Raw genomic sequence first — 23,773 nt, 5'->3', positions numbered from 1 at the left:
TACGCTAAAGCGCAGGTCACCATCTACCGGTGCCCTGCGCTTTTGCCTTTATTGGCGAAATGAATGACATATAAAATCAAAATAAATTGATTTTAGGATAGAAATCACGAGAGATATGCTAAAATGTTCATGGAAACTACTGGGATAAGCAAAGCAGTCATCAAGTGATGTCCACATGGAGCTTGAGAGATCCTGTCTGTCGCTGCCCTTTTGGTTTTGATTTCTGTTGTCCCCGCATCCGCGGGGTGATCCTTCGATCGTTCCTTTGGTGAAGACTGTATGGACGGAATCTCAGAATTTGGGGAGCGATCCTCGCTGTCTCAGTGTACGGGGACCCGATTCTTGGCTGTCCCAATGCTTGCAAAGGAGAGCAAAAGCAAAAAGGTTGCAGCAGATTTGATCTGTTGCAACCTTTTGTTTTCGGTGGTGGAGCGTAGGGGATTCGAACCCCTGACCTCTTGCATGCGAAGCAAGCGCTCTCCCAACTGAGCTAACACCCCGTGCAAGTCAAAGTATATCAAAAACTGATAGAATTTGAAGGCCTTAAATTTTTATTTTTGAAGAGTACATTTTATTTGCATTCTATAGAACAGATGATATTATGATTAAGCACTAAGACGACGGCGCGTTGGAGAAACGGTTAACTCATATGCCTTTCACGCATACATTCACGGGTTCGAATCCCGTACGCGTCACCATAGAAAATTCACCCGGAGATATCCGGGTTTTTTGTGCTTAAAGTATTTTTCTTTTTAGTTGCAAATGCATTGGATTGTGATATTATAACGAAGCCGATCGAGGCAAAAAAGCAAACGGCGCGTTGGAGAAACGGTTAACTCATATGCCTTTCACGCATACATTCACGGGTTCGAATCCCGTACGCGTCACCATTGAAAATTCCTCCGGGTAGATCCCGGAGTTTTTATATAATACAAACTCTGCAGAATGGCAGTGTGATCCAGATCTGGGATACTGACGTATTTGAAAGCATCGAACTTGCCCTATCTATGGGGATTTTGACGCTTTTTCACACTCTTTTCCCATTTCTATCGATTGCAAAAAGGTTCTTTCCGAGTAATATGTTCAAGGCATGCGTGGGAGGACGCGTCTTTCGTGTCCGTAAACCACTGCATAAGACCAATACAGGAGGAGAGTCTTATGGCTAAGAAAAAGAAAAAGATTACCAAAGTTGTAAAACTCCAGTTCCCTGCTGGCGGAGCCAAACCAGGTCCAGGCCTCGCAGGTGTTGGAATCAACATGCCGCAGTTCTGCTCTGCATTTAACGATGCAACCAAAGAACGCCGCGGCGATATCGTGCCTGTTGTGATCACTGCTTACGAAGACAAGAGCTTTGACTTCGTGCTGAAAACAACTCCGGCTGCTCAGATGATTAAAAAGGCAGCAGGCGTTGCAAAAGCAAGCGGCGACCAGAAACAGACTGCTGGAACAATCACTGTTGACCAGCTTAAAGAAATTGCTGAATACAAAATGCCCGATCTGAACGCTAACGACATTGAAGCTGCTATGAAGATCATTGCCGGTACTGCAAAGAACATGGGTATCAAAGTTACAGGATACGAAGGATAAGGAGGAAGACCAATGGCAAAAGTAAGTAAACGCTATGCGGCAGCGAAAGATCAGATCGATCGCTCTAAAGTATATACCGTTGAAGAAGCTGTTGATCTGGCTAAAAAGCCAGCTCCGCTAAATTCGACAGAAACAGTTGAAGTATCTTTCAACCTGAACGTTGACCCGCGTCATGCTGACCAGCAGATCCGCGGCGCAATGGTTCTCCCGAACGGAACTGGCAAATCCCAGGTCGTTGCTGTTGTTGCTGAAGGCGACAAAGCAAAAGAAGCTGAGGATGCCGGTGCGGATTTTGTAGGCTCTGACGAACTGATCCAGAAAATCCAGGGCGGATGGTTCGATTTTGATGTTCTTATCGCCACTCCGAACATGATGGGTAAACTGGGCCGTCTGGGACGCGTACTCGGACCTAAAGGTCTGATGCCTAACCCAAAAACCGGTACAGTAACGATGGATATTGCTAACGCTGTTAACGAAGTTAAAAAGGTAAAATCACTTACCGTGTTGACAAAGCCGGCAACATCAACGTACTGATCGGAAAAGTATCCTTTGACAACGACAAGCTCGTTGAAAACTTCAACGCAGTTTACGAAGTAATCAAAAAGCTCGTCCATCCAAAGTTAAAGGCACTTACATGAAGAACCTTGTTCTTTCCACAACTATGGGTCCTGGTATCCATGTTGAAATGAAGTAATTGACAAGCGCAATCTTCAACCGTACTATTTGATTGTTTCAATATTCCAAAGACAGTAACGGCGAAAGCTTAATCATGTTACCGAGGGATTGAAGAGCATTATTTTCATATGCCATTCAAGCCCGCACGCGCGGGCTTTATCTTTGAATATTGATGCAATATACAGAAAGCAGAGGAAAACTCATGAACAAAGATGTCCTTGCTCAAAAGGAAGCTGATGTTGCTGAGCTCTCGAAAAAGATTTCTGATTCTAGCTCTGTTGTCGTAGTTGAGTATCGCGGACTTACCGTAGCGGAGATCACAGAACTCCGACATGCTCTCCGCAACGAAAACGTTGAGATGAAGGTTTACAAAACACCATCGCTCAGCGCGCTGTTGAACAGCTTGGCCTCGACGGTCTGGATGCTGCACTCAAAGGACCGAACGCACTCGCATTCGGCCACGATCAGGTAGCTCCTGCTCGCGTCCTCGCTGATTTCGCAAAAACTCACGACAAGCTGATTCTGAAAAGCGGCATTGTAGACGGTGCCGTAGTAGACGAAGCAACAATCAAAACTCTCGCTGGTCTGCCTAACAAAGAAGGCATGCTCGCAAAATTTGCATCTACCCTGAATGCACCTGTTATCAAGTTTGCTCTGACCATCAAAGCTCTTGCTGAGAAAAAGGTCAGGCAGGCGAAGCCCCTGCAGAAGAAGCTGCAGCGTAATTGGAGGAAAACTTAACATGGCTAAACTGACTCAGGACGAAATCCTGTCCTATCTCGAAGAAGCAACAATCCTTGAACTGAACGAACTCGTAAAAGCAATCGAAGAAAAATTCGGCGTTGTAGCTGCTGCTGTAGCTGCTGGTCCAGCTGCTGCTGACACTGCTGCTAACGACGAACCAAGCGAAGTAACCGTAACGATGACTAACGTTGGCGGAACCAAAGTACAGGTTATCAAAGCCGTACGTGAACTCACTGGTCTCGGTCTGATCGACGCTAAGAAACTCGTTGATGCTGTTCCTGCTGTTATCAAAGAGAACATCTCTCCTGATGAAGCAGAAAAGATCAAAGAAAAACTCATGGAAGCTGGCGCTACTGTCGAAATCAAGTAATTGGTTCCACAGACGCACGAATTCTACTTTTAACACAATTAAAAAGAGCGAAGCCTTTCGGGGCCTCGCTCTTTTCTTTCGGCCGGAAAAACCAGGGCAAAAAAAGACCGGATCACTCCGGTCACTCAAGAAATGAGATTTTTGCCTGTTGTATGTACAGGTGGGTTTTCTGCCATTGCGTTTAGGATCCCAGCTTCATCCGCGAAAAAGCAGCTTATTGCTGGTATTCGACACCGGCAAGAGCATCCGAAATCCCATATCTCAGATGTAGGAAAAATGTAATTCCTTGAGCGGCTTTATTATAGCAAATCATATAAACGATGTCAGTTTGATCACCGGAAACGTTGAAGAAAGAAAGCGATCAAAAATAGCAGCACTTGTTGAATCCGATATCTGGGCCTGGAAAAACATGTACATATCCATTTCTGGATAAATTTGCAAAACAGCAGAAAACCGATCAAATTCACGCAGAATCCAATAAATTGACTAATCGCTATTGACAACTCTGCTATGCGTGAAAGGTGAAAGAGGATACATATCTGCAAAATTCGCATTAAGAATTCTCATGTAAACGAATACATAAATTATAGTTAGATATCAACCGGAAAAACTTAAAATAAACAGGCCAAATTTCTTTTCTCCTTCACGGAAGTTCCTATAATAAAGGCGAAATAAAGAAGGAGACATAAAAACATGAACAAGTTTACAAAATCTATTGCCGCAGCGGCTATGGTTCTTTCCCTTACAGGATGCGCTGCAGCAGCCCAGACAAACAGCGAGGTATCTGAAGCGGCGGTTCAGGAATTTGGTGCTTATGGCTATTCGGTAGAAGACGTTACAGAAAATGGCAATAAAGTCAGCTTCAAGGCTGTTGGTGAAGACGGCGGTGCAAATGTAAGTGTTACTCGTTTTGATGACCTGATGAGTGCTGTTGAAGCCTATGACCAGGAAAAAGCAGTTATGACGCAGTCGGATTACTACATGCTTGCAGAACAGGAAAACGGAGCTGGCAGCGTTGCAGTATTCAACAACTCCATCAACTACGTAAATGCAATCGTGGCTTTTGATGCAAAGAACAACAACATGATCGTCGTAAGAGAGATCTCTCAAACCAACATGGATCAGGTTTACGATTATCTTGCAAAGTTCGGATTCAGATTCCAGTAAGAAAGCAATAATTGAAAAGAAATACAAAAGCCCGCTCGACGGGCTTTTTGTTATCGTAATTCCATAGACAAACATGAGGAAGCTTGAAAATGGACTACGATACGACGGGCATCGAGAAAAAACAGGATGATTCTTATGAGACTTTAATCACAGCCCAAAAATCAATGTTACTCTTGGCGGGAAAACGATCCTTGAAGATTTTTCGCTTACAGTTTGCCGTAAAGGAAGAGTAGCGCTGTGCGGTCCTTCTGGAATCGGGAAAAGTACCGTGCTCCGCGTTCTGGCCGGACTGATTGATCCAAATCAAGGAACACTGGATCGAGTCGGAACGGTATCCATGGTATTTGATGATGATCGGCTGTATCCCTGTCTCAGTACACTCGAAAACATTTGTCTGGGATGCGACTGGGGAACGATTCCGCGCGCCTTACGAACGAACGCCGCCAGGAACTGGGCATCGATTTTTCACTGTGATACCTTTCTGAAACAGAAAGCAGGGACTTTGTCAGCTGGTCAGCGGAAACGCACAGCACTCGCTCGCGCCATGATGAAGAATCCGGATCTGCTTCTTCTGGATGAGACTTTCCATGCGCTGGATGAAAAGCTGCGTTACGTGCTTATGGATACGCTTCTGCAGCTGCAGAAACAGATGGGGTTCGCAATCGTCTTTGCAACGCATGATCTTCGGGAAGCAGAATATATGAATGCCCGAATTGTCTTTTACAAAATTCAGACCGGGAAAAGCCGATAGAAAATACTTACGTATCGGCTGACTCAGTTAGGAAGGGCGATGAGTAAGGGCGAAAAGTGGTCTGAGAGTGAAAATTCCGGTTACAAAACAGTTTCATAATTTTCATGATTTTTGTGATTGACATATATTTTGTGATCTACTAAACTGTCAAAGCATGCGCGGGATAGATTCCCGCTTTTAAAAGGACGAAAAATGGTCCACCCGGATTCGTTCGCATGAATAAGTTGATACAAGTAGATAAGGAGAAGAAATGCCTACTATTAATCAGTTAATTCGCAAAGGCCGTCAGTCCAGCGAGAACATGTCTAAATCTCCTGCACTGAACCGCGGATACAACTCATTGAAGTCCAGACCGACAAGCCTGTCCAGCCCGCAGAAACGCGGCGTCTGCACCCGTGTCGGAACAATGACTCCGAAGAAACCTAACTCTGCTCTTCGTAAATATGCTCGTGTACGTCTTAGCAACGGAATGGAAGTTACTGCTTACATTCCAGGTATCGGACACAACCTCCAGGAGCACTCGGTAGTACTGATCCGCGGCGGTCGTGTTAAAGACCTGCCTGGTGTACGTTACCATATCGTTCGCGGTACTCTTGACTGCGCAGGTGTAACGGACCGTCGTCAGAGCCGCTCTCTTTACGGAACCAAGAAACCTAAGAAATAAGTCAATCGTGAAAGGAGAATAAAAGATGCCAAGAAAAGGACATATTGCAAAACGGGATGTACTTCCAGATCCTATTTACAATTCCAAACTCGTCACTCGTTTAATTAACAAAATCATGATTGACGGAAAACGTGGAACTGCACAGAAAATTCTGTACAACGCCTTCGACATTGTCGAGGTTAAGACTGGCAAACAGCCAATGGAAGTTTTGAACAGGCGCTGGGCAACATTATGCCTCAGCTCGAACTTAAGGTTCGCCGTGTAGGCGGTGCGAACTACCAGGTACCAGTTGAAGTATCTGAAGAACGCCGTCTGACACTTGGACTGCGCTGGCTCGTGAACTACGCACGCCTGCGTAACGAAAAACGATGGAACAGCGACTTGCTGCTGAAATCATCGATGCCGCTAACGGTGTGGGTGCATCGGTAAAACAGCGCGACAACGTTCATCGCATGGCGGAAGCCAACAAGGCTTTTGCTCACTACCGCTGGTAGTCTGCATCCGATTCAGCTGTTATTAAAAACGGCAATCGGAGCTCTAGAAAGGATGTCGAATTATGCCAAGAGAATATTCATTAGAAAATACCCGTAATATCGGTATCATGGCACATATCGACGCCGGCAAAACAACCACCACTGAACGTATCCTGTATTACACAGGTCTTAACCACAGAATTGGTGAAACTCATGATGGCGCATCCACAATGGACTGGATGGAACAAGAAGCTGAACGTGGTATCACGATTACATCTGCGGCTACAACCGTTCATTGGAGAGGCAACCGAATCAACATTATCGATACTCCGGGCCACGTTGACTTCACAGTAGAAGTTGAACGTTCCCTGCGCGTTCTCGATGGTGCGGTTACAGTCCTCGATGCCAAGGCCGGTGTTGAACCACAGACTGAAACAGTATGGCGTCAGGCCTCCGAATACGGAGTTCCCCGTATTGTATTCGTAAATAAAATGGACTCAACAGGAGCTGACTTCCTGATGAGCTGCCAGACGATCGTTGATCGCCTGGGCGTTAAAGCTGCTCCAATTCAGCTGCCGATCGGCGCTGAAAGTGAATTCGAAGGTCTTGTAGATCTGATCGAACGCAAAGCGGTCTATAACAAAGGCGACAAAGGTATCATCGTTGAAGATGGCCCTATCCCTGAAGACATGGTAGACATGGTTGAAGAGTATCGCATGAAACTCCTCGAAACTCTGTCTGACTTTGATGAAGATCTGATGATGCAGGTCCTCGAAGGTGAAGAACCTTCCATTGAAGATATCAAGCGCGTTATCCGTAAAGCGGTATGCGACGTTGAATTCTTCCCGGTTCTTTGCGGATCCGCTTATAAAGACAAAGGCGTTCAGCCAATGCTCGACGCAGTTGTTGACTACCTCCCGTCTCCGATTGACGTACCGGCAATCAAAGGTACGACTCTTGATGGCGAACCGGATGAACGTCATCCTTCCGATGAAGAACCGTTCTCTGCGCTTGCTTTCAAAATCATGACCGATAAATACGTCGGAAAACTTACGTTCTTCCGCGTTTACTCCGGTACAGCTGATTCCGGAAGCTACGTTCTCAACTCCACAAAGGATACGAAAGAACGTTTCGGCCGTATCATGCAGATGCATGCCAACAGCCGTCACGAAATCCCGCAGGTTTTCGCAGGCGACATTGCGGCAGCAGTAGGTCTGAAAAACACCACAACTGGTGACAGCCTCTGCGAGCCGGACCATCCGATCATTCTTGAAAAGATGGAATTCCCGGAACCTGTTATTGAACAGTCCCTTGAACCAAAGACGAAAGCTGACCAGGACAAGATGGGTCTGGCTCTTGCCAAACTGGCTGAAGAAGACCCTACGTTCAGAACTTATACAAATAAGGAAACTGGACAGACCATTATCGCTGGTGTAGGTGAACTTCACCTCGATATCATCGTTGACCGTCTGCGCAGAGAATTCAACGTCGATGCGAAGATTGGCCAGCCGCAGGTTGCTTACCGTGAAACAATCCGTAAAGCTGCGGAATGTGAAGGTAAATACATCCGTCAGTCCGGTGGTAAAGGTCAGTACGGTCACGTATGGATCAAGTTTGAACCGAATGAAGAAGGTAAAGGATACGAATTCATCGACGCTGTTGTTGGTGGAACCGTACCTAAGGAATACATCAAGCCAACCAACGAAGGTCTGCAGGACGCTCTTGAAAAAGGTGTACTCGCCGGCTACCCGATGATTGACGTTAAAGCAACTCTGTTCGACGGAAGCTACCATGATGTCGACTCCTCCGAACAGGCCTACAAGATTGCTGCTTCCATGGCTCTTCGTGAAGCTGCCAAGAAGTGCGATCCTGTACTGCTCGAGCCAATCATGCTCGTTGAAATTACAGCACCAGCAGAATACCTTGGTTCTGTAATGGGCGACGTATCCAGCCGTCGCGGTCAGATCAACGATCAGGAAGAACGCGGAAATGCCGTCATCGTACGTGCATTCATCCCGCTGTCAGAAATGTTCGGCTATGTAACTGACCTGCGTTCCTTTACCCAGGGCCGCGGCAACTACTCGATGAAATTCGACCACTACAGTGAAGTACCGAAGTCGATTTCTGAGAAGATCATTGCCGAGTCCGGTAAGTAAAATACTCATTATTGCTTTTAAAATTCGAAAGCCTTAAAATGAAACAGTCTGAATAACTCTAGGAGGAAATAATGGCTAAGCAAAAATTTGACAGAAGTAAAACCCATGTCAACATTGGTACCATTGGACACGTTGACCACGGTAAAACAACTCTGACTGCTGCAATCACCAGCGTTCTCAGCGGCAAAGGCATGGCTGAGAAAACAGATTACGATCAGATTGACGGTGCTCCAGAAGAAAAAGAACGTGGAATCACCATCAACACCGCTCACGTTGAATACCAGACAGACAAACGTCACTATGCACACGTAGACTGCCCGGGTCACGCTGACTACATCAAGAACATGATCACTGGTGCAGCTCAGATGGATGGCGCTATCCTCGTTGTAGCTGCCACTGACGGACCTATGCCTCAGACTCGTGAGCACATCCTGCTCGCTCGTCAGGTAGGCGTACCTAAAATGGTTGTATTCCTGAACAAATGCGACATGGTTGACGACGAAGAACTGATCGACCTTGTTGAAATGGAAATTCGTGAACTCCTCGACGAATATGAATTCGACGGCGACGACACTCCAATCATCCGCGGATCCGCTCTGAAAGCTCTCGAAGGCGATCCGAAATGGACACCGGCTATCGAAGAACTGATGGACGCTGTTGATTCCTGGATCGATGATCCAGTTCGTGATGTCGACAAACCATTCCTGATGGCTGTCGAAGACGTTATGACAATTTCCGGTCGTGGTACCGTTGCTACAGGTCGTGTAGAACGTGGTACTGCTCACCTGTCCGACACAGTAGAAATCGTTGGTATCAAACCAACTCGCTCCACTGTACTGACTGGTCTGGAAATGTTCCACAAACAGCTCGACGAAGCTCGTGCTGGTGACAACATCGGTGCTCTGCTCCGTGGTGTTGCACGTGACGAAGTACAGCGTGGACAGGTTCTGGCAAAACCAGGATCCGTTCATCCTCACACAAAATTCAAAGCTCAGGTTTACGTACTGAGCAAAGATGAAGGCGGACGTCACACACCGTTCGTTTCCAACTACCGTCCTCAGTTCTACTTCCGTACAACTGACGTAACTGGTGTAATCACTCTGCCAGAAGGCGTTGAAATGGTTATGCCTGGCGACAACGTTGAAATGTCCGTTGAACTGATCGCTCCTATCGCTATCGAAAACGGTACTACCTTCTCTATTCGTGAAGGCGGACACACTGTAGGCGCTGGTAACGTTACTGAAATCGTTGAATAATCGACGTTCAGAAACTGACGAAGCTTTCAGCTAACTAAGAAATTAAGGAGAACCCAATCTTACGAATGGGTTCTCCTTTTGTTTTTTGCCTACCAAGAAGAGACGGATTCGCCAGTTGAAATCAGGGCCTGACCGATAATGGCTGCCTCTCTGCACACACGATCCTCTAGCAATTCTTATTTCCTCTCAACTGTATATTTGAAAAAATTCAATGGCTGGGGAAATTGGGTCCTTATTCATAGCTTGCGGTCTAGAAAAGCGTATGAGGCCTTTCTGACGGTTTTGAAGAGAATAACAGGAAAACTGTATCGCATTCATATACGAGCAGCAGAACGCTGTTCTGGAGCCTTATTCTGCCGAACCAGGAAAACCATTGAGACAACCATAAATCTCTGACTGCAAGCTCAAGGGTTTTAGTACGAGCGGAAGGGAAAACGTGATCTAGCGGACCAGACGAGGAATGCATTAAAGTTCTGACTGTATGCCGAGATGATTTCGAATGCTGAGACGATCATGCATGCTGCAGCGGCAGACAAAATCCATTCAGAGTCCCCTTTTAATGTTAAAAGCGAATGTGTGATGGAACACAGACTGTTTACAGATGTAAAACATCCGTCTACGAATCGCGAAATAAAGTGTTGACAAAACGAAAATGAGAGCACAAAGTGTCGATTTTCACTGTTTTTACATTTTTACGCCAAGTAAGGCAATTTTGAAACCTGCCTGACAAAAATTTGGTTAAAATTTGTGATGAAACAAAATGAAATTATGAAAAATTTATCTGAAATGTGTAATAATGGTAAACGCACATGCTAAGTGAATGCCTTGCATCAAAAGAGGCGGGAATGCTCTATTTTGACGTTCTGAGCAGATTTTGATCTTTAGGAGAAAATGTAATGTTTTTAAACGCTTAGATTATCCCAAAATCCGTATATTTATGGGATAATGTGTCAGAAAGGAGTGTTCTCAAATTATGAACCAAACGAAAAGTTCAGCCGGAACCGATACTAAGAAAATCACCTGGCTGACTCTGGCGTTCATGGCGTTCTCAACCGTATGGGGATTTGGTAACGTCGTAAACGGCTTTGGGTACTTCAACGGCACACAGGTAATCTTCTCATGGGTAATGATGTTCCTGCTGTACTTTGTACCTTACGCATTAATGGTTGGTGAACTTGGTTCCGCTTTTAAAACTGCCGGCGGCGGTGTAACGAGCTGGGTTCTGGAAACAACCAATCCTAAACTGGCGTATTACGCTGGTTATACGTACTGGGTAGTCCATATCCCTTACATTGCTTCGAAGGGAAGCGGCGGCCTGAAGGCTCTCGCATGGATGTTCCTGTCCAACGAATGGTATGACAGCCTGCCTGCAATTCAGGTACAGCTGGCGACTCTCGTTGTCTTCATCATCTTCCTCTGGGTAGCTTCCCGCGGCCTGACACCGCTTAAGGCTCTAACCTCCGTAGCTGGATCGAGTATGTTCGTAATGTCTCTGCTCTACATCGTAATGATGTTCGCAGCACCGGCGATCAACCCGTCCGCTTCGTTCGCTCCTATTGACTGGAGCTGGGAAGGTTTGATCCCGACATTCAACTGGCAGTACTTCACGTCTCTGTCGATTCTTGTATTCGCAGTCGGAGGATGTGAAAAGATTTCTCCTTATGTAAATAAGGTTAAAAACCCTGGTAAAGACTTCCCGAAAGGTATGATCTCCCTGGCAATCATGGTTATGGTCTGCGCTATCCTCGGTACCATCGCCATGGGTATGATGTTCAACTCTGCAGATCTGGCCAACCCGGATTTCCAGAAACAGTTCATCGCCAACGGTGCTTATATGTCCTTCCAGAAACTCGGTGAATACTACCACCTGGGCAACTTCTTCGTTATCGTATACGGTGCCTGCAATGCGATCGGTCAGTTCTCTACTCTCGTTCTTTCCATCGATGCTCCTCTGCGTATGCTTCTTGACGATGAATCCGCTCGTCAGTATGTTCCAAAGAGTCTGCTCAAGCAGAACAAATACGGTGCATACACCAACGGTATTCTGCTGATCGGTGTTCTGGCTGGTTCGATCATTCTGATTCAGATGCTCGGAACTGGTGCAGCCGATATCATCACCTGGCTGACCAAACTGAACTCTGTCTGCATGCCAATGCGTTACCTCTGGGTATTCTTCGCATATATCATGCTGCGCACAGCCGGAAACAAATTCCACAGCGATTACGTATTTGTTAAAAACAAAACCTTCGCCATCGTTGCTGGTGCATGGTGCTTCTTCGTTACCGCATTCTGCTGCATTCTCGGTGTTTATGTAGAAGGCGATGTCGTACGTACAATTCTGAACATTGCGATGCCATTCGTTCTGCTTGCTCTCGGTCTGATCATGCCGGAAATCCGCAAGGCCGAAGATCGCAAAGCTGGTATTGTAAAATAAACGTCTCTGATCTTTCTGAATTCGAATCCCTTCGGTTTGAGCGGATTTGAGTTTATTCGGAGAATATAAAGCGGAATGTCTTCGGGCTTTCCGCTTTTTTCATCCCTGTCCTGCAGATCTGGTGATCTGGCTGCCGATACTGTCTGCCAAATGCGTCCTTGCGCTGAGAGAAAGCATGCAGCCCATAATTTTTGACCATGGCTTTAATGGGAACCGACCGGCTCGGCGCACTTTCTGCTCAGAAAGACAGACCGCCCGCAAGGAAGGAAAAGGGAGTCTGGAAACCGTATTAGACCAGCGATGTTTTTCGTTTTAGTCAGGACTGTCATTCTGTACTTGAGTCGCTTTTCCAGGACATCCTGTTTCTGCTGGATATGGTATTGTCTTAGATAAGGAGGAAAACTTATGTCCTACAAAGAATTTGCAGGCAAGCTGACCGATTTTATTGCAGCGTGCCCAAGCATGTTTCATTCCGTACATTCCATTGCCGCTGAACTTGAAGCCAAAGGATTCAGCGCGCTGAAAGAAAAAGACGCCTGGAATCTTGAACCAGGCAAAGGCTACTATACAATTCGCAACAACAGTTCCATTATTGCGTTCATGATTCCGGAAAATCTGACTGACTATCATTTCCAGATGAGTGCAGCGCATACCGATTCTCCAACGTTTAAAATCAAATCCGTTCCGGAAATTACCGGGCCGGCTGAATACATCCGTCTTAACGTCGAGGCGTACGGCGGAATGATCGATTCCACATGGCTCGATCGTCCTCTGACTATTGCCGGACGTGTCATGGTCGATACCGGCAACGGTCTCGAAAGCCGTCTGTTCTATATGGATCAGGATATTCTGACCATTCCAAACATGCCGATCCATTTCAACCGTGAGATCAACGAAGGCTTCGCGTTCAACCGTCAGGTGGATCTGTGCCCTCTGTTCTCCTGCGGCGCAATGACCAAAGGCTCCTTCAATCAGATGGTTGCTGACGAACTTGGCGTAGATGTAAATGCCATCAAGGGCAAGGATCTGTTCCTGGTTAACCGTCAGAAAGGCATTCTCTGGGGCTACAAGGATGAATTCGTATCCAGCCCGAAACTTGACGACCTCGAATGCGCCTATACGACTCTGCAGGGCTTCCTGAATGCAGAACACGGAAACAAGATTGATGTTTACTGCTGCTTCGACAACGAAGAAGTCGGCTCCAACACCAAGCAGGGCGCTATGTCGACCTTCCTGCACGATGTGCTCCGTCGGATCAACAGCGCGCTCGGCAAAACGGAAGAAGAATACTACCGCGCCGTATCCGCAAGCTTCCTCGTATCGGCGGATAATGGCCATGCCGTTCATCCAAACCATCCGGAAAAACCGATGCCGGCGAAAACACGGTTTACATGAACCACGGCCCAATTATTAAAGAGGCCGCTAACCAGAAGTACACAACCGACGCCTTCTCGAGATCTGTATTCACAATGATCTGCGAAAAAGCCGGCGTTCCTGTACAGAACTTCGCAAACCGTTCGAATATTGTCGGCGGATCGACGCTGGGCAACCTTTCCAATACTCAGGTATCTGTACACGCTGTTGACATCGGACTGGCTCAGCTGGCCATGCATTCTTCCTTTGAGACCGGCGGTGCCAAAGATCCGTACTATCTCTTCCAGGCGATGCAGACTTACTTCAGCACCAATATCAAGATTGACGGAGCAGACTCCGTAAGCTTCGAATAAATGGCGAAGAAGAAAAAGAACCGGTCTGGCTGACCAAATCGATTACCAGCAACACCGCTGGCCTGATTGACGATGTTCCGTATCAGAAAGCGCTCGAACAGATCGATCGAACCGACGAGAGCGCCGGCATGAAGCATCTGCTGATCGGGTGGGCGGCTCAGGAGAGACTGGAAGACCGCAAACTTCCGGAAAAGCTGCTTTCCCGCAAGAGAAGCACTTCCTTTCGGGACTTTGCCAGAAAACAGATGATTGAAGATCGAGGAACCTTTCGTCTATCCGGCATAACGACCGCGTTTGCGATGGTTCTGCTCTGCTCCTTCATCCGCAATGCCATTTTCGGAAAGTATCTCGTTAACTTCTCGGTGGACGCCGTCGTTGCTGCCATTGGTGCAGCGCTTGCCATCCTGAACCTTAGAACGCAGCTGCAGACCGCTGAGCTGTACGGCAATACGCGGCCGATGGTTCTGACCGACGTCCTGGCTCTCGTCCTCTGGTTTTGATGATGCAGGTCTTCCGCAATTTTGACAGCTCGATTGTGATTTTCCTGGTCACCTATTTCTTCAGCCTCTGGCGTTTCAAGAAAATGCAGGAAAAATTTATTCAGGAAAACCATTTAGAAATCAGCCTGAACGCTAAAAATAGCGTTCAGGCTTTTTCTAATATAAGAATCTGTCAGAACGCGAAGTCGGATCATCTAGAGACGCTCCGGATCCGGGCTGCGATCCTCTTTCTGGGGTGAGGATGATACGTGAACAGTGATAGGTGAAAGGCAGATCGAGCTGGAATGGAGGGATCGGTCTGCCAAGGTCCGAACTTTGCGTGGTCAGGCTAGATTCTATGTGCCGCTTTAATTGCGTTATATATGGATGAATGGGGAGAGCGTGCATACAAGCGAGGCGAACATATGGAAGAACGCGCAAAAATTCAAATAAGCGAATATGAGGGCAAATATAAGAAGCGCATATACGGCAAATAAGGCAAATAAGATAAATATAAGAAAGGAAAACGCAAAGTCGCCGCGACGGAAGCATGAGATCGGAAGGACATGTCAAAAATTTTGTGTAAATTCGTTTTTGGTGGTAAAAACATTTGGCCGTTTCGAAGGCCCGAAACACGTCGCTGGACGATGAGCGATTGAAAATTTCTGGAGCGGCCCTTTATAGCGGGCGCCCCCTGCTAGACTTGTGACGTCCCTGCCAGGGTGGCATTTTTCGACGGCGGGGACGTCTTCAGGGGGTGCAGGGGAGCGGGGACCCGCTGTAAAGGGTTTAAGCGGAAGAAAATTTCATGAGCGGATTTCGGATCTGCCGCTTATCTGGCTGAGTACTTCTCCAGCCTGGCGCCCAGTTCTTCCTCGCACAGGAGCTGATTGCGTACCATTGCCCAGTTTTGAACCGTTCGTCCCTGCCATTTCTTCTCAAGCTCCACAATGCGTAGATACAAAGCCTTATAAACTGAATCCTCATTTGGAAACGAGCCCTTTTTGTTACTTTTCGCAGGCTGGAGTTAACCGACTCAATCGCATTGGTTGTATATATTATCTTTCGGACAGCGCTGCCGTGGTTAAACAGCTGGAGTACGTGATGAAAGTTACGTTCCCAGACGCTCACGGCACCAGGATATTGGCTCCATTTCTCCTCAAATTCATCGAAAGCACCCTCTGCTTCTTTAGCGTTCAAAGCACCGTAGACTCTCTTGATATCCTTGCGGAAACCAGCTCTTTCTTTGTTTGGAATATATTTAAGCGAGTTACGAAGAATATGAACAATGCAGCGCTGCACAGTAACGTTCGGAAATACAGCCTGAGCGCCGCTTTCAAGCCCGCTTACACCGTCCATGGACAGGAAAAAGATGTCTTCTATGCCTCGTGCCTTCAGTTCGTCAAAGATCTCCATCCAAAAGTGCCTGGACTCGCTCTCGCCGATCCAGATGCCAAGGATATCTTTGCAGCCTTCCGTGTCATAGCCAAGAACCACATATACAGCCTGTTCTTTTGCACCACGATCGGTTTTGACCGATACATAAAGGCAATCGACGAATACGAAAGGATAGCACTTCTTCAGGGGACGATGACGCCACTCATCAACAACCGGATAGACACGATCAATGATGTTTGAAATCGTATCCGCAGAGACCGGGAAGCCATAGATATCCTGGATGATGTCGGAGATGTCGCGCTGCGACATGCCCTGGCCATACATACGGAGTATTTTGTCCTCGATATCTGAAATATCCCGACTGCCTTTAGGAACAGCCTGCGGTTCGAATGTACCAAGGCGATCACGAGGAATACGCAGATCCAGCTCGCCCTGAGAAGACCTTACCGTCTTCTCAGAATAGCCGTTGCGGCGGTTATCCGTCGATTTAGGGGCATGCGATCCGCTGGTATAGCCGAGATGCGAATCAAGCTCTCCCTGGAGCATCTGCTCAAGGACAGGGCAAAAGATTTCCCTGATGAGGTCTGAGGCTTCTTTAAACGTCTTAGGTTTGTATTTCTTAACGATGGTTGAAGCAATCTGTTTCTGAAGGGCTGGTGCAGCTTTAGCTTTACGTGGCATAAGTGGTCTCCTTGTATAAATTTGTCAGGCTCAAGCTGATTGTATCAGTCTGATGCCTTGATGGAATTTACACAAAAGACCTTACACTCTCGATCGGAAGCCTGACGCCTGCGAGAATTCTGAGACTCTGGTGAATGATACATGAATCAGAGAGGACCGAGAACACTCAGGAGGATCAATGGAATGTCACAGCCATTTATACAGAAGCATCCACGTGCTGAGAACAGAGAAAAGCGGATTCGAAAAACGTACATAACTTCGATTTGGCGACGTCTTTTTATCGTTTTGCCAAATACGAAATGACGACGTCAGGATTAAAAGAGTAAAAGCGCTTACACAATGATGAAAGAATTTTTCAATACGGAAAGAGGCTGAAAATCCGAAAAAGCCTTTACTCGTCGGGCCGGATCTTAAGAAAATGTAAAAATCGCCGAGAAATATCGCTTGTAATGAGGGGGATATTCTGATAGACTGTTCAAGCACTGCGAGGAAGTGCGAGGTTGCTGACCCACTGAAATACGTTGTCATGGAATGGGTTGGGGAATTCGCACAGAGCATGTTTATCAAGAATAAACGAAAGGAGTAACCATGGCAAAAACACAATGAGAATCCGCTTGAAAGCGTACGAGCATCGCATTCTGGACGACAGCGCGAAGAAAATCGTTGAAGCTGCCCAGAAACATGGTGCAAAGAAAGTGGTTGGACCTGTACCTCTGCCAACAGAAAAACAGATCGTGACCATTCTTCGTGCGGTTCACAAGTACAAAGATTCCCGTGAACAGTTCGAAATCCGTACGCACAAGCGTCTGATCGAAATTGTTTCGCCGAACAAGGAAACTATCGATGCACTGCAGAGACTGGAACTGCCCAGCGGCGTTGACATCGAAATCAAACTTTAATGGAGGAAGTCATCGTGAAAGGTTTGTTAGGAAGAAAGTTAGGGATGACTCAGGTCTTCACAGAAGATGGCGTCCTGATTCCTGTAACTGTAATCGAAGCCGAACCCAACATTGTGCTGCAGGTGAAAACCGTTGAAACAGACGGCTACAATGCTGTACAGCTTGGTTTCGAAGACGTAAGAGAAAAACGTTCGACAAAACCTGAAATCGGACATGCCAAAAAAGCTGGCACTGCCCCGAAACGTTTTGTCCGCGAAGTCCGCGACTGTGACCTGGAAGTTCAGCCAGGCGACGCAGTAAGCGTAGACATCTTTACTGCTGGAGAAACTGTCGACGTAATCGGCACATCCAAAGGTAAAGGATATATGGGTACCATTTACCGCAACAATGCGCATCAGGGCCCAAAAACACATGGTGGATCCAAGAACATCCGTCACATCGGATCTCTGGCTACCAACGGTATTACATCCCGTCAGGGACGCATCATGAAGGGTACTGCAATGCCTGGTCATGAAGGTGCCAAACGCACAACTGCTCAGAACCTGACCGTAATCAAAGTTGATCCGGAAAACAACTACGTACTGATCAAAGGAAACGTTCCTGGTCCTAAAAAGGAATGGTTATGATCCGCACAGCCAAAGCTTCTAAAGGCGATAAGGCTCCTGTAGTTCTGATCAACCGCACAGAGGAGGCTGGAGAATAATGGCACTCATCAATGTACTGAATCAGATGGGCGAAGTTGTCGGCTCCATCGAGCTGAACGACAGCATCTTCGCCATTGAACCGCATAAAGACGCTCTGTACGAAGCTGTTAAAATGCAGCAGGCCGGCAAGCGTCAGGGAACGCACTCCGTTAAAGGCCGCAGCGAAGTAAGCGGCGGCGGACGTAAGCCCTACCGTCAGAAAGGCACCGGACGTGCCCGTCAGGGTTCCATCCGTGCTGCACAGTGGAGAGGCGGCGGAATTGTATTCGGCCCGACTCCCCGTGATTACTCCTACAGAATCAATAAGAAAGTTCGCCGTCTGGCTCTGAAATCTGCGCTTTCCAGCAAGGTTCAGGACAACGAATTCGGCGTACTGAACGCTCTGGTATTCGACGCTCCGAAAACAAAAGAATTCGCAGCTGTTGTGGAAGCAATCAAAGCTCCAAGCAAGACCCTGTTCGTTGTAGGCATGGACGAAGATACAGATAATGCTTATCTCTCCGCCCGCAACATCCCGGATGTCATGATGATGAACTCCCGTGGCATCAACGTTTACGACCTGCTCAACGCAAACCAGGTGTTCATGACTGAACAGGCTGTAAAAGAAGTAGAGGAGGCCCTCGCTTAATGAAAGACTACAGAGATGTACTGATCCGTCCGGTTATCACAGAACAGTCCGTAGCCGCGATGGAAGACGAAGGCAAATACACCTTCGAAGTGCCGAAACAGACCAACAAGATCGAAGTTCGTCAGGCTGTTGAAAATCTGTTCGGCGTTAAGGTTGAAAAAGTCAACATCAGCAATACCAAAGCCCATACAAAACGCAGAGGCGCTACAGTCGGCGTTGTCAATGGTTTCAAGAAAGCCGTTGTTACTCTGAAGAAGGGCGAAAAGATCGACATCTTCGGCGAAGAAGAATAAACGATCCATAGCTTCCTTCCTCTATCTATATAGAGACAAGGAAAATTCGCAAAACTGATTCCGAGGATCGAAGCCGATCCGATAAAAGAAACGGTTTTGCATCAGGGAGAAGACGCTATTTCCTGAATAAACATCGCGTATTGAGAGGAGAAAAAGTTTATGCCAATCAAAAGTATAAACCGACTACACCCGGCCGCCGTGGAATGTCTGTTCTGACTTTCGAAGAAATCACAAAGACAACTCCGGAACGCAGCCTGACTGCTCCGCTGAAATCCAAAGGCGGACGCAACAACACAGGCCGCATCACCACCCGTCACCAGGGCGGCGGTCACAAGAGAACTTACCGTATCATCGACTTCAAACGAAACAAGGACAGCATCCCTGCAACCGTTAAGGCGATTGAATATGACCCAAACCGTACTTGCAACATCGCTCTCGTAGCATATGCGGACGGTGAAAAACGCTACATCCTCGCTCCGAAAGGCCTCGAGGTCGGCGCTAAAATCGTTTCCGGTCCGGAAACGGATATCAAAGTCGGAAACGCATGCGAACTGCGCAACATGCCTGAAGGTACGATCGTTCACAACGTTGAGCTCCGTCCTGGCAAAGGCGGCCAGATGGCCCGTGCAGCCGGTGCTTCCGCACAGATTCTCGGTATTGAAGACAAATACGTTACGATGCGTCTGACATCCGGCGAAGTTCGCAAGGTACTCGGAACCTGCCGCGCTACTGTTGGCGCAGTCGGCAACGAAGACCACGCTCTGGTTAACCTCGGTAAAGCCGGAAGAACCCGCTGGAAAGGCGTTCGCCCGACAGTACGCGGTTCTGTAATGAACCCGAACGATCACCCGCATGGCGGTGGTGAAGGCCGTACGCCGATCGGCCGCAAGTCTCCAATGACGCCGTGGGGCAAGAAGGCTCTTGGCGTGAAGACACGTGCTAAGAAGAAAGCGTCGAACAAACTGATCGTACGCAGAAGAAACGGCAAATAGACAAGGAGAACGTTGAAATGAGTCGTAGTTTGAAAAAGGACCTTTCGTCGACGAAAGCCTTATGAAAAAGTTCAGGCTCTGAACGCTTCCAATAAAAAGAAGTCATTAAGACCTGGAGCCGTCGTTCAACTATTTTCCCTGAATTCGTTGAACACACATTTGCCGTATACAACGGCAAGGAACACGTACCTGTGTTCGTAACCGAAGACATGGTTGGACACAAGCTCGGTGAGTTTGCCCCAACCCGCAAATACCTCGGCCACGCAGCCGATGACAAGAAAGGCAAGAAGTAGGAGGTCAGTATGGAAGCAAGAGCAACCGCAAAAACACTTCGCATTCAGCCCCGTAAAGCCAGACTTGTCCTGGACCTGATCCGCGGCAAAAATGTTGAAGAAGCTGCAGCCATCTGCAAGTTCACTCCCAACAAAGGCGGTGAAATGGTCGGCGCAGTCCTCAAAAGCGCAGTCGCCAACGCGGTGAACAACCACGAAATGGACGAAGAAAAACTGTATGTAAAAGAATGCTACGCAAACGAAGGCGTAACACTCAAGCGCTTCATGCCTCGTGCAAAAGGCAGCGCCAGCCCGATTCATAAACGTACCAGCCATATCACTGTTGTTGTGGCTGAGAAAGACTAAGGAGGAACACCATGGGTCAGAAAGTAAGCCCGATTGGAATGCGGACCGGTATCATCCGTGACTGGCAGTCCAGATGGTATGCAGATGATAAAGAATTCTCGAAACTCCTGATGGAAGACGTGAAGATCCGCGAATTCGTCGAGAACTATTATGCAAATCTCTCCAAAGCAGCAGCAGATAAGAGAAAAGCCGATCCTCAGATCTCGAGAATCGAAATTGAAAGAACGCAGAACCGAATGACTCTGATCATTCGTACTGCTCACCCAGGCGTTGTCATTGGTCAGGATGGAAAATCCATTGAAGGCCTGAAAAAGCCCTGCAGAAAATGACTTCGGTTAAAAACCTGCAGATCAACGTCGTAGAAATCGCCAACCCGAACCTGGACGCTCGTCTGGTGGCTCGCTGGATCGCGAACGAACTCGAAAACCGTAAATCGTTCCGTGCAACCCAGAAGAAAGCCATCCAGAACACCATGCGTTCCGGTGCGAAAGGCATCAAGACATCTGTTTCCGGCCGTCTTGGCGGAGCAGATATCGCCCGTACCGAAGGTTATTCCGAAGGTGTTGTACCACTGCACACACTTCGTTCGGATATCGACTATGCCCTTGAAGAAGCAGCTACCACTTACGGCCGTCTTGGCGTAAAAGTATGGATCTGCCGCGGTGAAGTTCTCCCTGGAGAAATGGTTAAAGAACCGGAAGCTCCAAAACAGAGACGCACTCGTCCTGCAAGAGGCAGAAACGGACGCAACGGCAACGACCGCCGTCAGGGCGGCAGAGGTGCCGGACGTCAGCCCTGCAGAGAAGGCGGACGCAGAGACAGCCGTTCCAATGCGAACGCTGCACCTGCCGCCGCAGCTCCTAAAGGAGGTAACGAATAATGTTAATGCCAAAGCGTACGAAGTACCGTCGTCCGCATCGTCTTTCCTACGAAGGACGTTCCAAAGCCGGCCGTAACGTCGAATTCGGCGAATACGGTCTGGTAGCAGACAGCGGCAACTACGTTTCCAACCGTCAGATCGAGGCAGCCCGTATTGCCATGACCCGTTACATGAAACGTGGCGGTAAAGTATGGATCCGGATCTTCCCGCATCTGGCCAGAACCAAAAACCTCTTGAAGTCCGCATGGGTTCCGGTAAAGGTGCTCCAGAAGGATGGGTAGCTGTTGTTAAACCCGGCCGCGTAATGTTCGAAGTTGGCGGCGTACCGGAAGAAGTAGCTCGCGAGGCGCTCCGCCTGGCCAGCCACAAGCTTCCAGTTAAAACTCGTTTTGTTAAGAAAGGAGAAACTGAATAGTCATGAAGGCAAGTGAACTTCGCACAAAGACAGAAGCTGAACTGCTGCAGGAACTCAATCTCCTCAAAGATGAGCTGTTCAATCTCCGCTTCAAACAGGCAACTGGCCAGCTCGAGAATACTGCACGTCTTAAAGCGGTTAAAAAGACATCGCCCGCATCAAAACCGTACTGGGCGAAATGAAACAGGCTTAATCAGGGAGGACTTGGACATGGAAGAAAGAAACAACCGAAAAGTTTACCGTGGCAGAGTCATTTCTGACAAGATGGACAAAACTGTTACGGTTGCCGTTGAAACGATGAAAAACATCCGCTCTACGGCAAGCGCGTTAAATACACTAAGAAATTCAAAGCCCACGATGCGAAAAACGAAGCTAGAGAAGGAGATCTCGTTGAAATCATGGAAACAAGACCTCTTTCCAAAACCAAACGTTTCCGTCTGGTTAGCGTAGTGGAAAAAGCACGCGGCTAGAGTCAGGAGGAAGAGCAAATGATTCAAAATGAAAGCCGTTTGCGCGTAGCCGACAACACGGGTGCCAAGGAAGTCCTTGTCATTCGTCCTCTTGGCGGAAGCAAGCGCAAATTTGCCAACATCGGTGATGTCGTTGTCTGTGCTGTTAAACAGGCAGCTCCTGGCGGAGCCGTTAAAAAGGGTGACGTTGTAAAAGGCGTAATCGTTCGTTCCAAATACGGCGTACGTCGCGACAACGGAACCTACATCAAGTTCGACGACAACGCAGTCGTTCTGATCAAAGATGACAAAACCCCCGGGGTACTCGTATTTTCGGCCCGGTTGCCCGTGAACTTCGTGACCACGACTTCATGAAGATCGTTTCTCTGGCACCGGAAGTGCTGTAAGGAGGATTTCTCGTGAAGATTAAAAAGGTGACAAAGTTCAGGTAATGACCGGAGCTTACAAAGGAACCATCGGCGAAGTCCTTGCTGCATTCCCGAAAGAAGGCAAAGTCATCGTTGAAGGTGTCAACATCGTCAAAAGCACATGAAACCGACCCAGTCCAACCCGGATGGCGGAATCGTTGAAAAAGAAGCGAAGATCGATGCATCGAACGTCGCTCTCTACGACGAAAAAGCCAAAGAAGCCGGCCGCATTGGCGTTAAGGTTTCCGTTGACGAAAATGGCAAGAAAACAAAAGTCCGCTACTTCAAGAAGAGCGGCAACGAACTGAAAGAAAAGAAGTAGGAGGATAGTAAATGAACCGGTTAAAAGAAAAATACCAGTCCGAGATCGTCCCGGCTATGATGAAGCAGTTCAACTATTCTTCCGTTATGCAGGTTCCGAAGATCGAAAAAGTCGTAATCAACATTGGTGTCGGCGATGCGATCCAGAACTCGAAATATCTTGACGAAGCTGTAGAAGAACTCGCAGCGATTTCCGGTCAGCAGCCGGTAATCACAAAGGCGAAAAATCCATCGCGAACTTCAAGGTTCGTGAAGGCATGCCGATCGGCTGCAAGGTAACCCTGCGCGCGGACAGAATGTATGAATTCCTGGACAAACTGTTCAACATCTCTCTTCCGCGTGTAAGAGACTTCCGCGGTGTTTCAGACAGCGCCTTTGATGGACGCGGCAACTACACTCTCGGTGTTAAGGAACAGATCATCTTCCCGGAAATCGACTTCGATAAAGTCAACAAATCCCGTGGTATGGATGTCGTTATCGTAACCACCGCAGATACCAACGAAGAGGCAAAAGAGCTCCTTACCGCTCTTGGCATGCCCTTCGTTAAGAAATAGGAGGAACTCA

The 23,773-nt window shown here is 47.7% G+C and carries 18 protein-coding genes, 3 tRNA genes, 12 pseudogenes and 1 other annotated feature; of the genes and pseudogenes, 31 read left to right on the top strand and 2 right to left on the bottom strand.

The window, feature by feature from the left end; all coding sequences use genetic code 11:
• Positions 1-424 precede the first annotated feature (424 nt).
• Positions 425-500, bottom strand: a tRNA-Ala gene (locus KWG61_RS00365).
• 122 nt (positions 501-622) lie between these two features.
• On the opposite strand from KWG61_RS00365, the gene KWG61_RS00360 reads away from it, so the two are divergent.
• The 17 genes and pseudogenes from KWG61_RS00360 to KWG61_RS00285 all read left to right on the top strand — a co-directional run bounded on the left by KWG61_RS00360 (position 623) and on the right by KWG61_RS00285 (position 14,504).
• A tRNA-Glu gene (locus tag KWG61_RS00360) sits at positions 623-698 on the top strand.
• 116 nt (positions 699-814) lie between these two features.
• Positions 815-890, top strand: a tRNA-Glu gene (locus tag KWG61_RS00355).
• Positions 891-1,158: 268 nt separating this feature from the next.
• A complete protein-coding gene (gene rplK / locus KWG61_RS00350) occupies positions 1,159-1,587 on the top strand; it encodes a 50S ribosomal protein L11 (protein ID WP_230268179.1) in 429 nt (142 codons plus the stop codon).
• A gap of 12 nt (positions 1,588-1,599) precedes the next feature.
• Positions 1,600-2,281: pseudogene (gene rplA, locus KWG61_RS00345) on the top strand (50S ribosomal protein L1).
• Positions 2,282-2,309: 28 nt separating this feature from the next.
• Positions 2,310-2,432: a sequence feature (ribosomal protein L10 leader region), on the top strand.
• 32 nt (positions 2,433-2,464) lie between these two features.
• A pseudogene (rplJ, locus tag KWG61_RS00340) lies at positions 2,465-2,987 on the top strand (50S ribosomal protein L10).
• A gap of 17 nt (positions 2,988-3,004) precedes the next feature.
• Positions 3,005-3,376, top strand: a complete 372-nt coding sequence (gene rplL, locus KWG61_RS00335) for a 50S ribosomal protein L7/L12 (RefSeq protein WP_230268176.1) — start codon at positions 3,005-3,007, stop codon at positions 3,374-3,376.
• A gap of 693 nt (positions 3,377-4,069) precedes the next feature.
• Positions 4,070-4,543 carry a hypothetical protein gene (locus KWG61_RS00330; protein WP_230268175.1) on the top strand — a complete coding sequence of 158 codons (474 nt, stop codon included), beginning with the start codon at positions 4,070-4,072 and terminating at the stop codon, positions 4,541-4,543.
• Positions 4,544-4,632: 89 nt separating this feature from the next.
• Positions 4,633-4,776, top strand: coding sequence for a hypothetical protein (locus tag KWG61_RS00325; protein ID WP_242744600.1), 144 nt, complete (start codon positions 4,633-4,635; stop codon positions 4,774-4,776).
• Positions 4,731-5,294 carry an ATP-binding cassette domain-containing protein gene (locus tag KWG61_RS00320; protein WP_367614416.1) on the top strand — a complete coding sequence of 188 codons (564 nt, stop codon included), beginning with the start codon at positions 4,731-4,733 and terminating at the stop codon, positions 5,292-5,294. Before KWG61_RS00325 ends, KWG61_RS00320 begins: the two co-directional genes overlap by 46 nt.
• A gap of 250 nt (positions 5,295-5,544) precedes the next feature.
• Positions 5,545-5,958, top strand: coding sequence for a 30S ribosomal protein S12 (gene rpsL / locus KWG61_RS00315; RefSeq protein ID WP_230268173.1), 414 nt, complete (start codon positions 5,545-5,547; stop codon positions 5,956-5,958).
• Positions 5,959-5,983: 25 nt separating this feature from the next.
• Positions 5,984-6,368 (top strand): annotated as a pseudogene (rpsG, locus tag KWG61_RS00310) (30S ribosomal protein S7); the annotation flags it as partial.
• 146 nt (positions 6,369-6,514) lie between these two features.
• On the top strand, positions 6,515-8,587 hold the full coding sequence (gene fusA, locus KWG61_RS00305; protein ID WP_230268172.1) for an elongation factor G: 2,073 nt from the start codon (positions 6,515-6,517) through the stop codon (positions 8,585-8,587).
• A 71-nt stretch (positions 8,588-8,658) separates the two neighbouring features.
• Positions 8,659-9,843 carry an elongation factor Tu gene (gene tuf / locus KWG61_RS00300; RefSeq protein WP_230268171.1) on the top strand — a complete coding sequence of 395 codons (1,185 nt, stop codon included), beginning with the start codon at positions 8,659-8,661 and terminating at the stop codon, positions 9,841-9,843.
• Positions 9,844-10,816: 973 nt separating this feature from the next.
• A complete protein-coding gene (locus KWG61_RS00295) occupies positions 10,817-12,277 on the top strand; it encodes an APC family permease (protein ID WP_230268170.1) in 1,461 nt (486 codons plus the stop codon).
• Between the two features lie 405 nt (positions 12,278-12,682).
• On the top strand, positions 12,683-13,672 hold the full coding sequence (locus tag KWG61_RS00290; RefSeq protein ID WP_367614231.1) for a M18 family aminopeptidase: 990 nt from the start codon (positions 12,683-12,685) through the stop codon (positions 13,670-13,672).
• Positions 13,669-14,004, top strand: a complete 336-nt coding sequence (locus KWG61_RS16785) for a hypothetical protein (protein WP_367614230.1) — start codon at positions 13,669-13,671, stop codon at positions 14,002-14,004. The genes KWG61_RS00290 and KWG61_RS16785 overlap by 4 nt, the downstream gene beginning before the upstream one ends.
• A 128-nt stretch (positions 14,005-14,132) precedes the next feature.
• Positions 14,133-14,504, top strand: coding sequence for a hypothetical protein (locus tag KWG61_RS00285; protein WP_242744599.1), 372 nt, complete (start codon positions 14,133-14,135; stop codon positions 14,502-14,504).
• Positions 14,505-15,272: 768 nt separating this feature from the next.
• Here the strand turns inward: KWG61_RS00285 and KWG61_RS00280 are convergent.
• Complete coding sequence (locus KWG61_RS00280; RefSeq protein ID WP_242744598.1) at positions 15,273-16,562, bottom strand: IS256 family transposase; 1,290 nt, start codon at positions 16,560-16,562, stop codon at positions 15,273-15,275.
• Positions 16,563-17,164: 602 nt separating this feature from the next.
• On the opposite strand from KWG61_RS00280, the gene rpsJ reads away from it, so the two are divergent.
• The 14 genes and pseudogenes from rpsJ to rplE all read left to right on the top strand — a co-directional run bounded on the left by rpsJ (position 17,165) and on the right by rplE (position 23,763).
• Entirely contained in the window at positions 17,165-17,461 is a 297-nt protein-coding gene (rpsJ, locus tag KWG61_RS00275) for a 30S ribosomal protein S10 (RefSeq protein ID WP_242744597.1), read from the top strand.
• A gap of 14 nt (positions 17,462-17,475) precedes the next feature.
• A pseudogene (gene rplC, locus KWG61_RS00270) lies at positions 17,476-18,164 on the top strand (50S ribosomal protein L3).
• Positions 18,164-18,793: a 50S ribosomal protein L4 gene (gene rplD / locus KWG61_RS00265; RefSeq protein WP_230268140.1), complete on the top strand. Its 630-nt coding sequence runs from the start codon at positions 18,164-18,166 to the stop codon at positions 18,791-18,793. The pseudogene rplC and the gene rplD overlap by 1 nt, the downstream one beginning before the upstream one ends.
• Complete coding sequence (rplW, locus tag KWG61_RS00260) at positions 18,793-19,086, top strand: 50S ribosomal protein L23 (protein WP_230268141.1); 294 nt, start codon at positions 18,793-18,795, stop codon at positions 19,084-19,086. The genes rplD and rplW overlap by 1 nt, the downstream gene beginning before the upstream one ends.
• 140 nt (positions 19,087-19,226) lie before the next feature.
• A complete protein-coding gene (gene rplB, locus KWG61_RS00255) occupies positions 19,227-20,078 on the top strand; it encodes a 50S ribosomal protein L2 (protein ID WP_256460726.1) in 852 nt (283 codons plus the stop codon).
• Positions 20,079-20,155: 77 nt separating this feature from the next.
• A pseudogene (rpsS, locus tag KWG61_RS00250) lies at positions 20,156-20,371 on the top strand (30S ribosomal protein S19); the annotation flags it as partial.
• Positions 20,372-20,380: 9 nt separating this feature from the next.
• Entirely contained in the window at positions 20,381-20,716 is a 336-nt protein-coding gene (rplV, locus tag KWG61_RS00245; RefSeq protein ID WP_230268144.1) for a 50S ribosomal protein L22, read from the top strand.
• 11 nt (positions 20,717-20,727) lie between these two features.
• A pseudogene (gene rpsC, locus KWG61_RS00240) lies at positions 20,728-21,596 on the top strand (30S ribosomal protein S3).
• Positions 21,596-22,011 (top strand): annotated as a pseudogene (gene rplP / locus KWG61_RS00235) (50S ribosomal protein L16). Before rpsC ends, rplP begins: the two co-directional pseudogenes overlap by 1 nt.
• A 2-nt stretch (positions 22,012-22,013) precedes the next feature.
• Positions 22,014-22,204, top strand: a pseudogene (rpmC, locus tag KWG61_RS00230) (50S ribosomal protein L29).
• A gap of 17 nt (positions 22,205-22,221) precedes the next feature.
• Positions 22,222-22,481 (top strand): annotated as a pseudogene (rpsQ, locus tag KWG61_RS00225) (30S ribosomal protein S17).
• Between the two features lie 18 nt (positions 22,482-22,499).
• Positions 22,500-22,867: pseudogene (rplN, locus tag KWG61_RS00220) on the top strand (50S ribosomal protein L14).
• Positions 22,868-22,911: 44 nt separating this feature from the next.
• Positions 22,912-23,210 (top strand): annotated as a pseudogene (gene rplX / locus KWG61_RS00215) (50S ribosomal protein L24).
• 11 nt (positions 23,211-23,221) lie between these two features.
• Positions 23,222-23,763, top strand: a pseudogene (gene rplE, locus KWG61_RS00210) (50S ribosomal protein L5).
• Positions 23,764-23,773 lie beyond the last annotated feature (10 nt).

This window comes from Allobaculum sp. Allo2 (assembly GCF_022701175.1).
Taxonomy (GTDB): Bacteria; Bacillota_I; Bacilli_A; order Erysipelotrichales; family Erysipelotrichaceae; genus Allobaculum; species Allobaculum fili.
The sequence above is the reverse complement of the archived record's forward strand: the minus strand, read 5'-3'. Positions and strand labels throughout refer to the sequence as shown.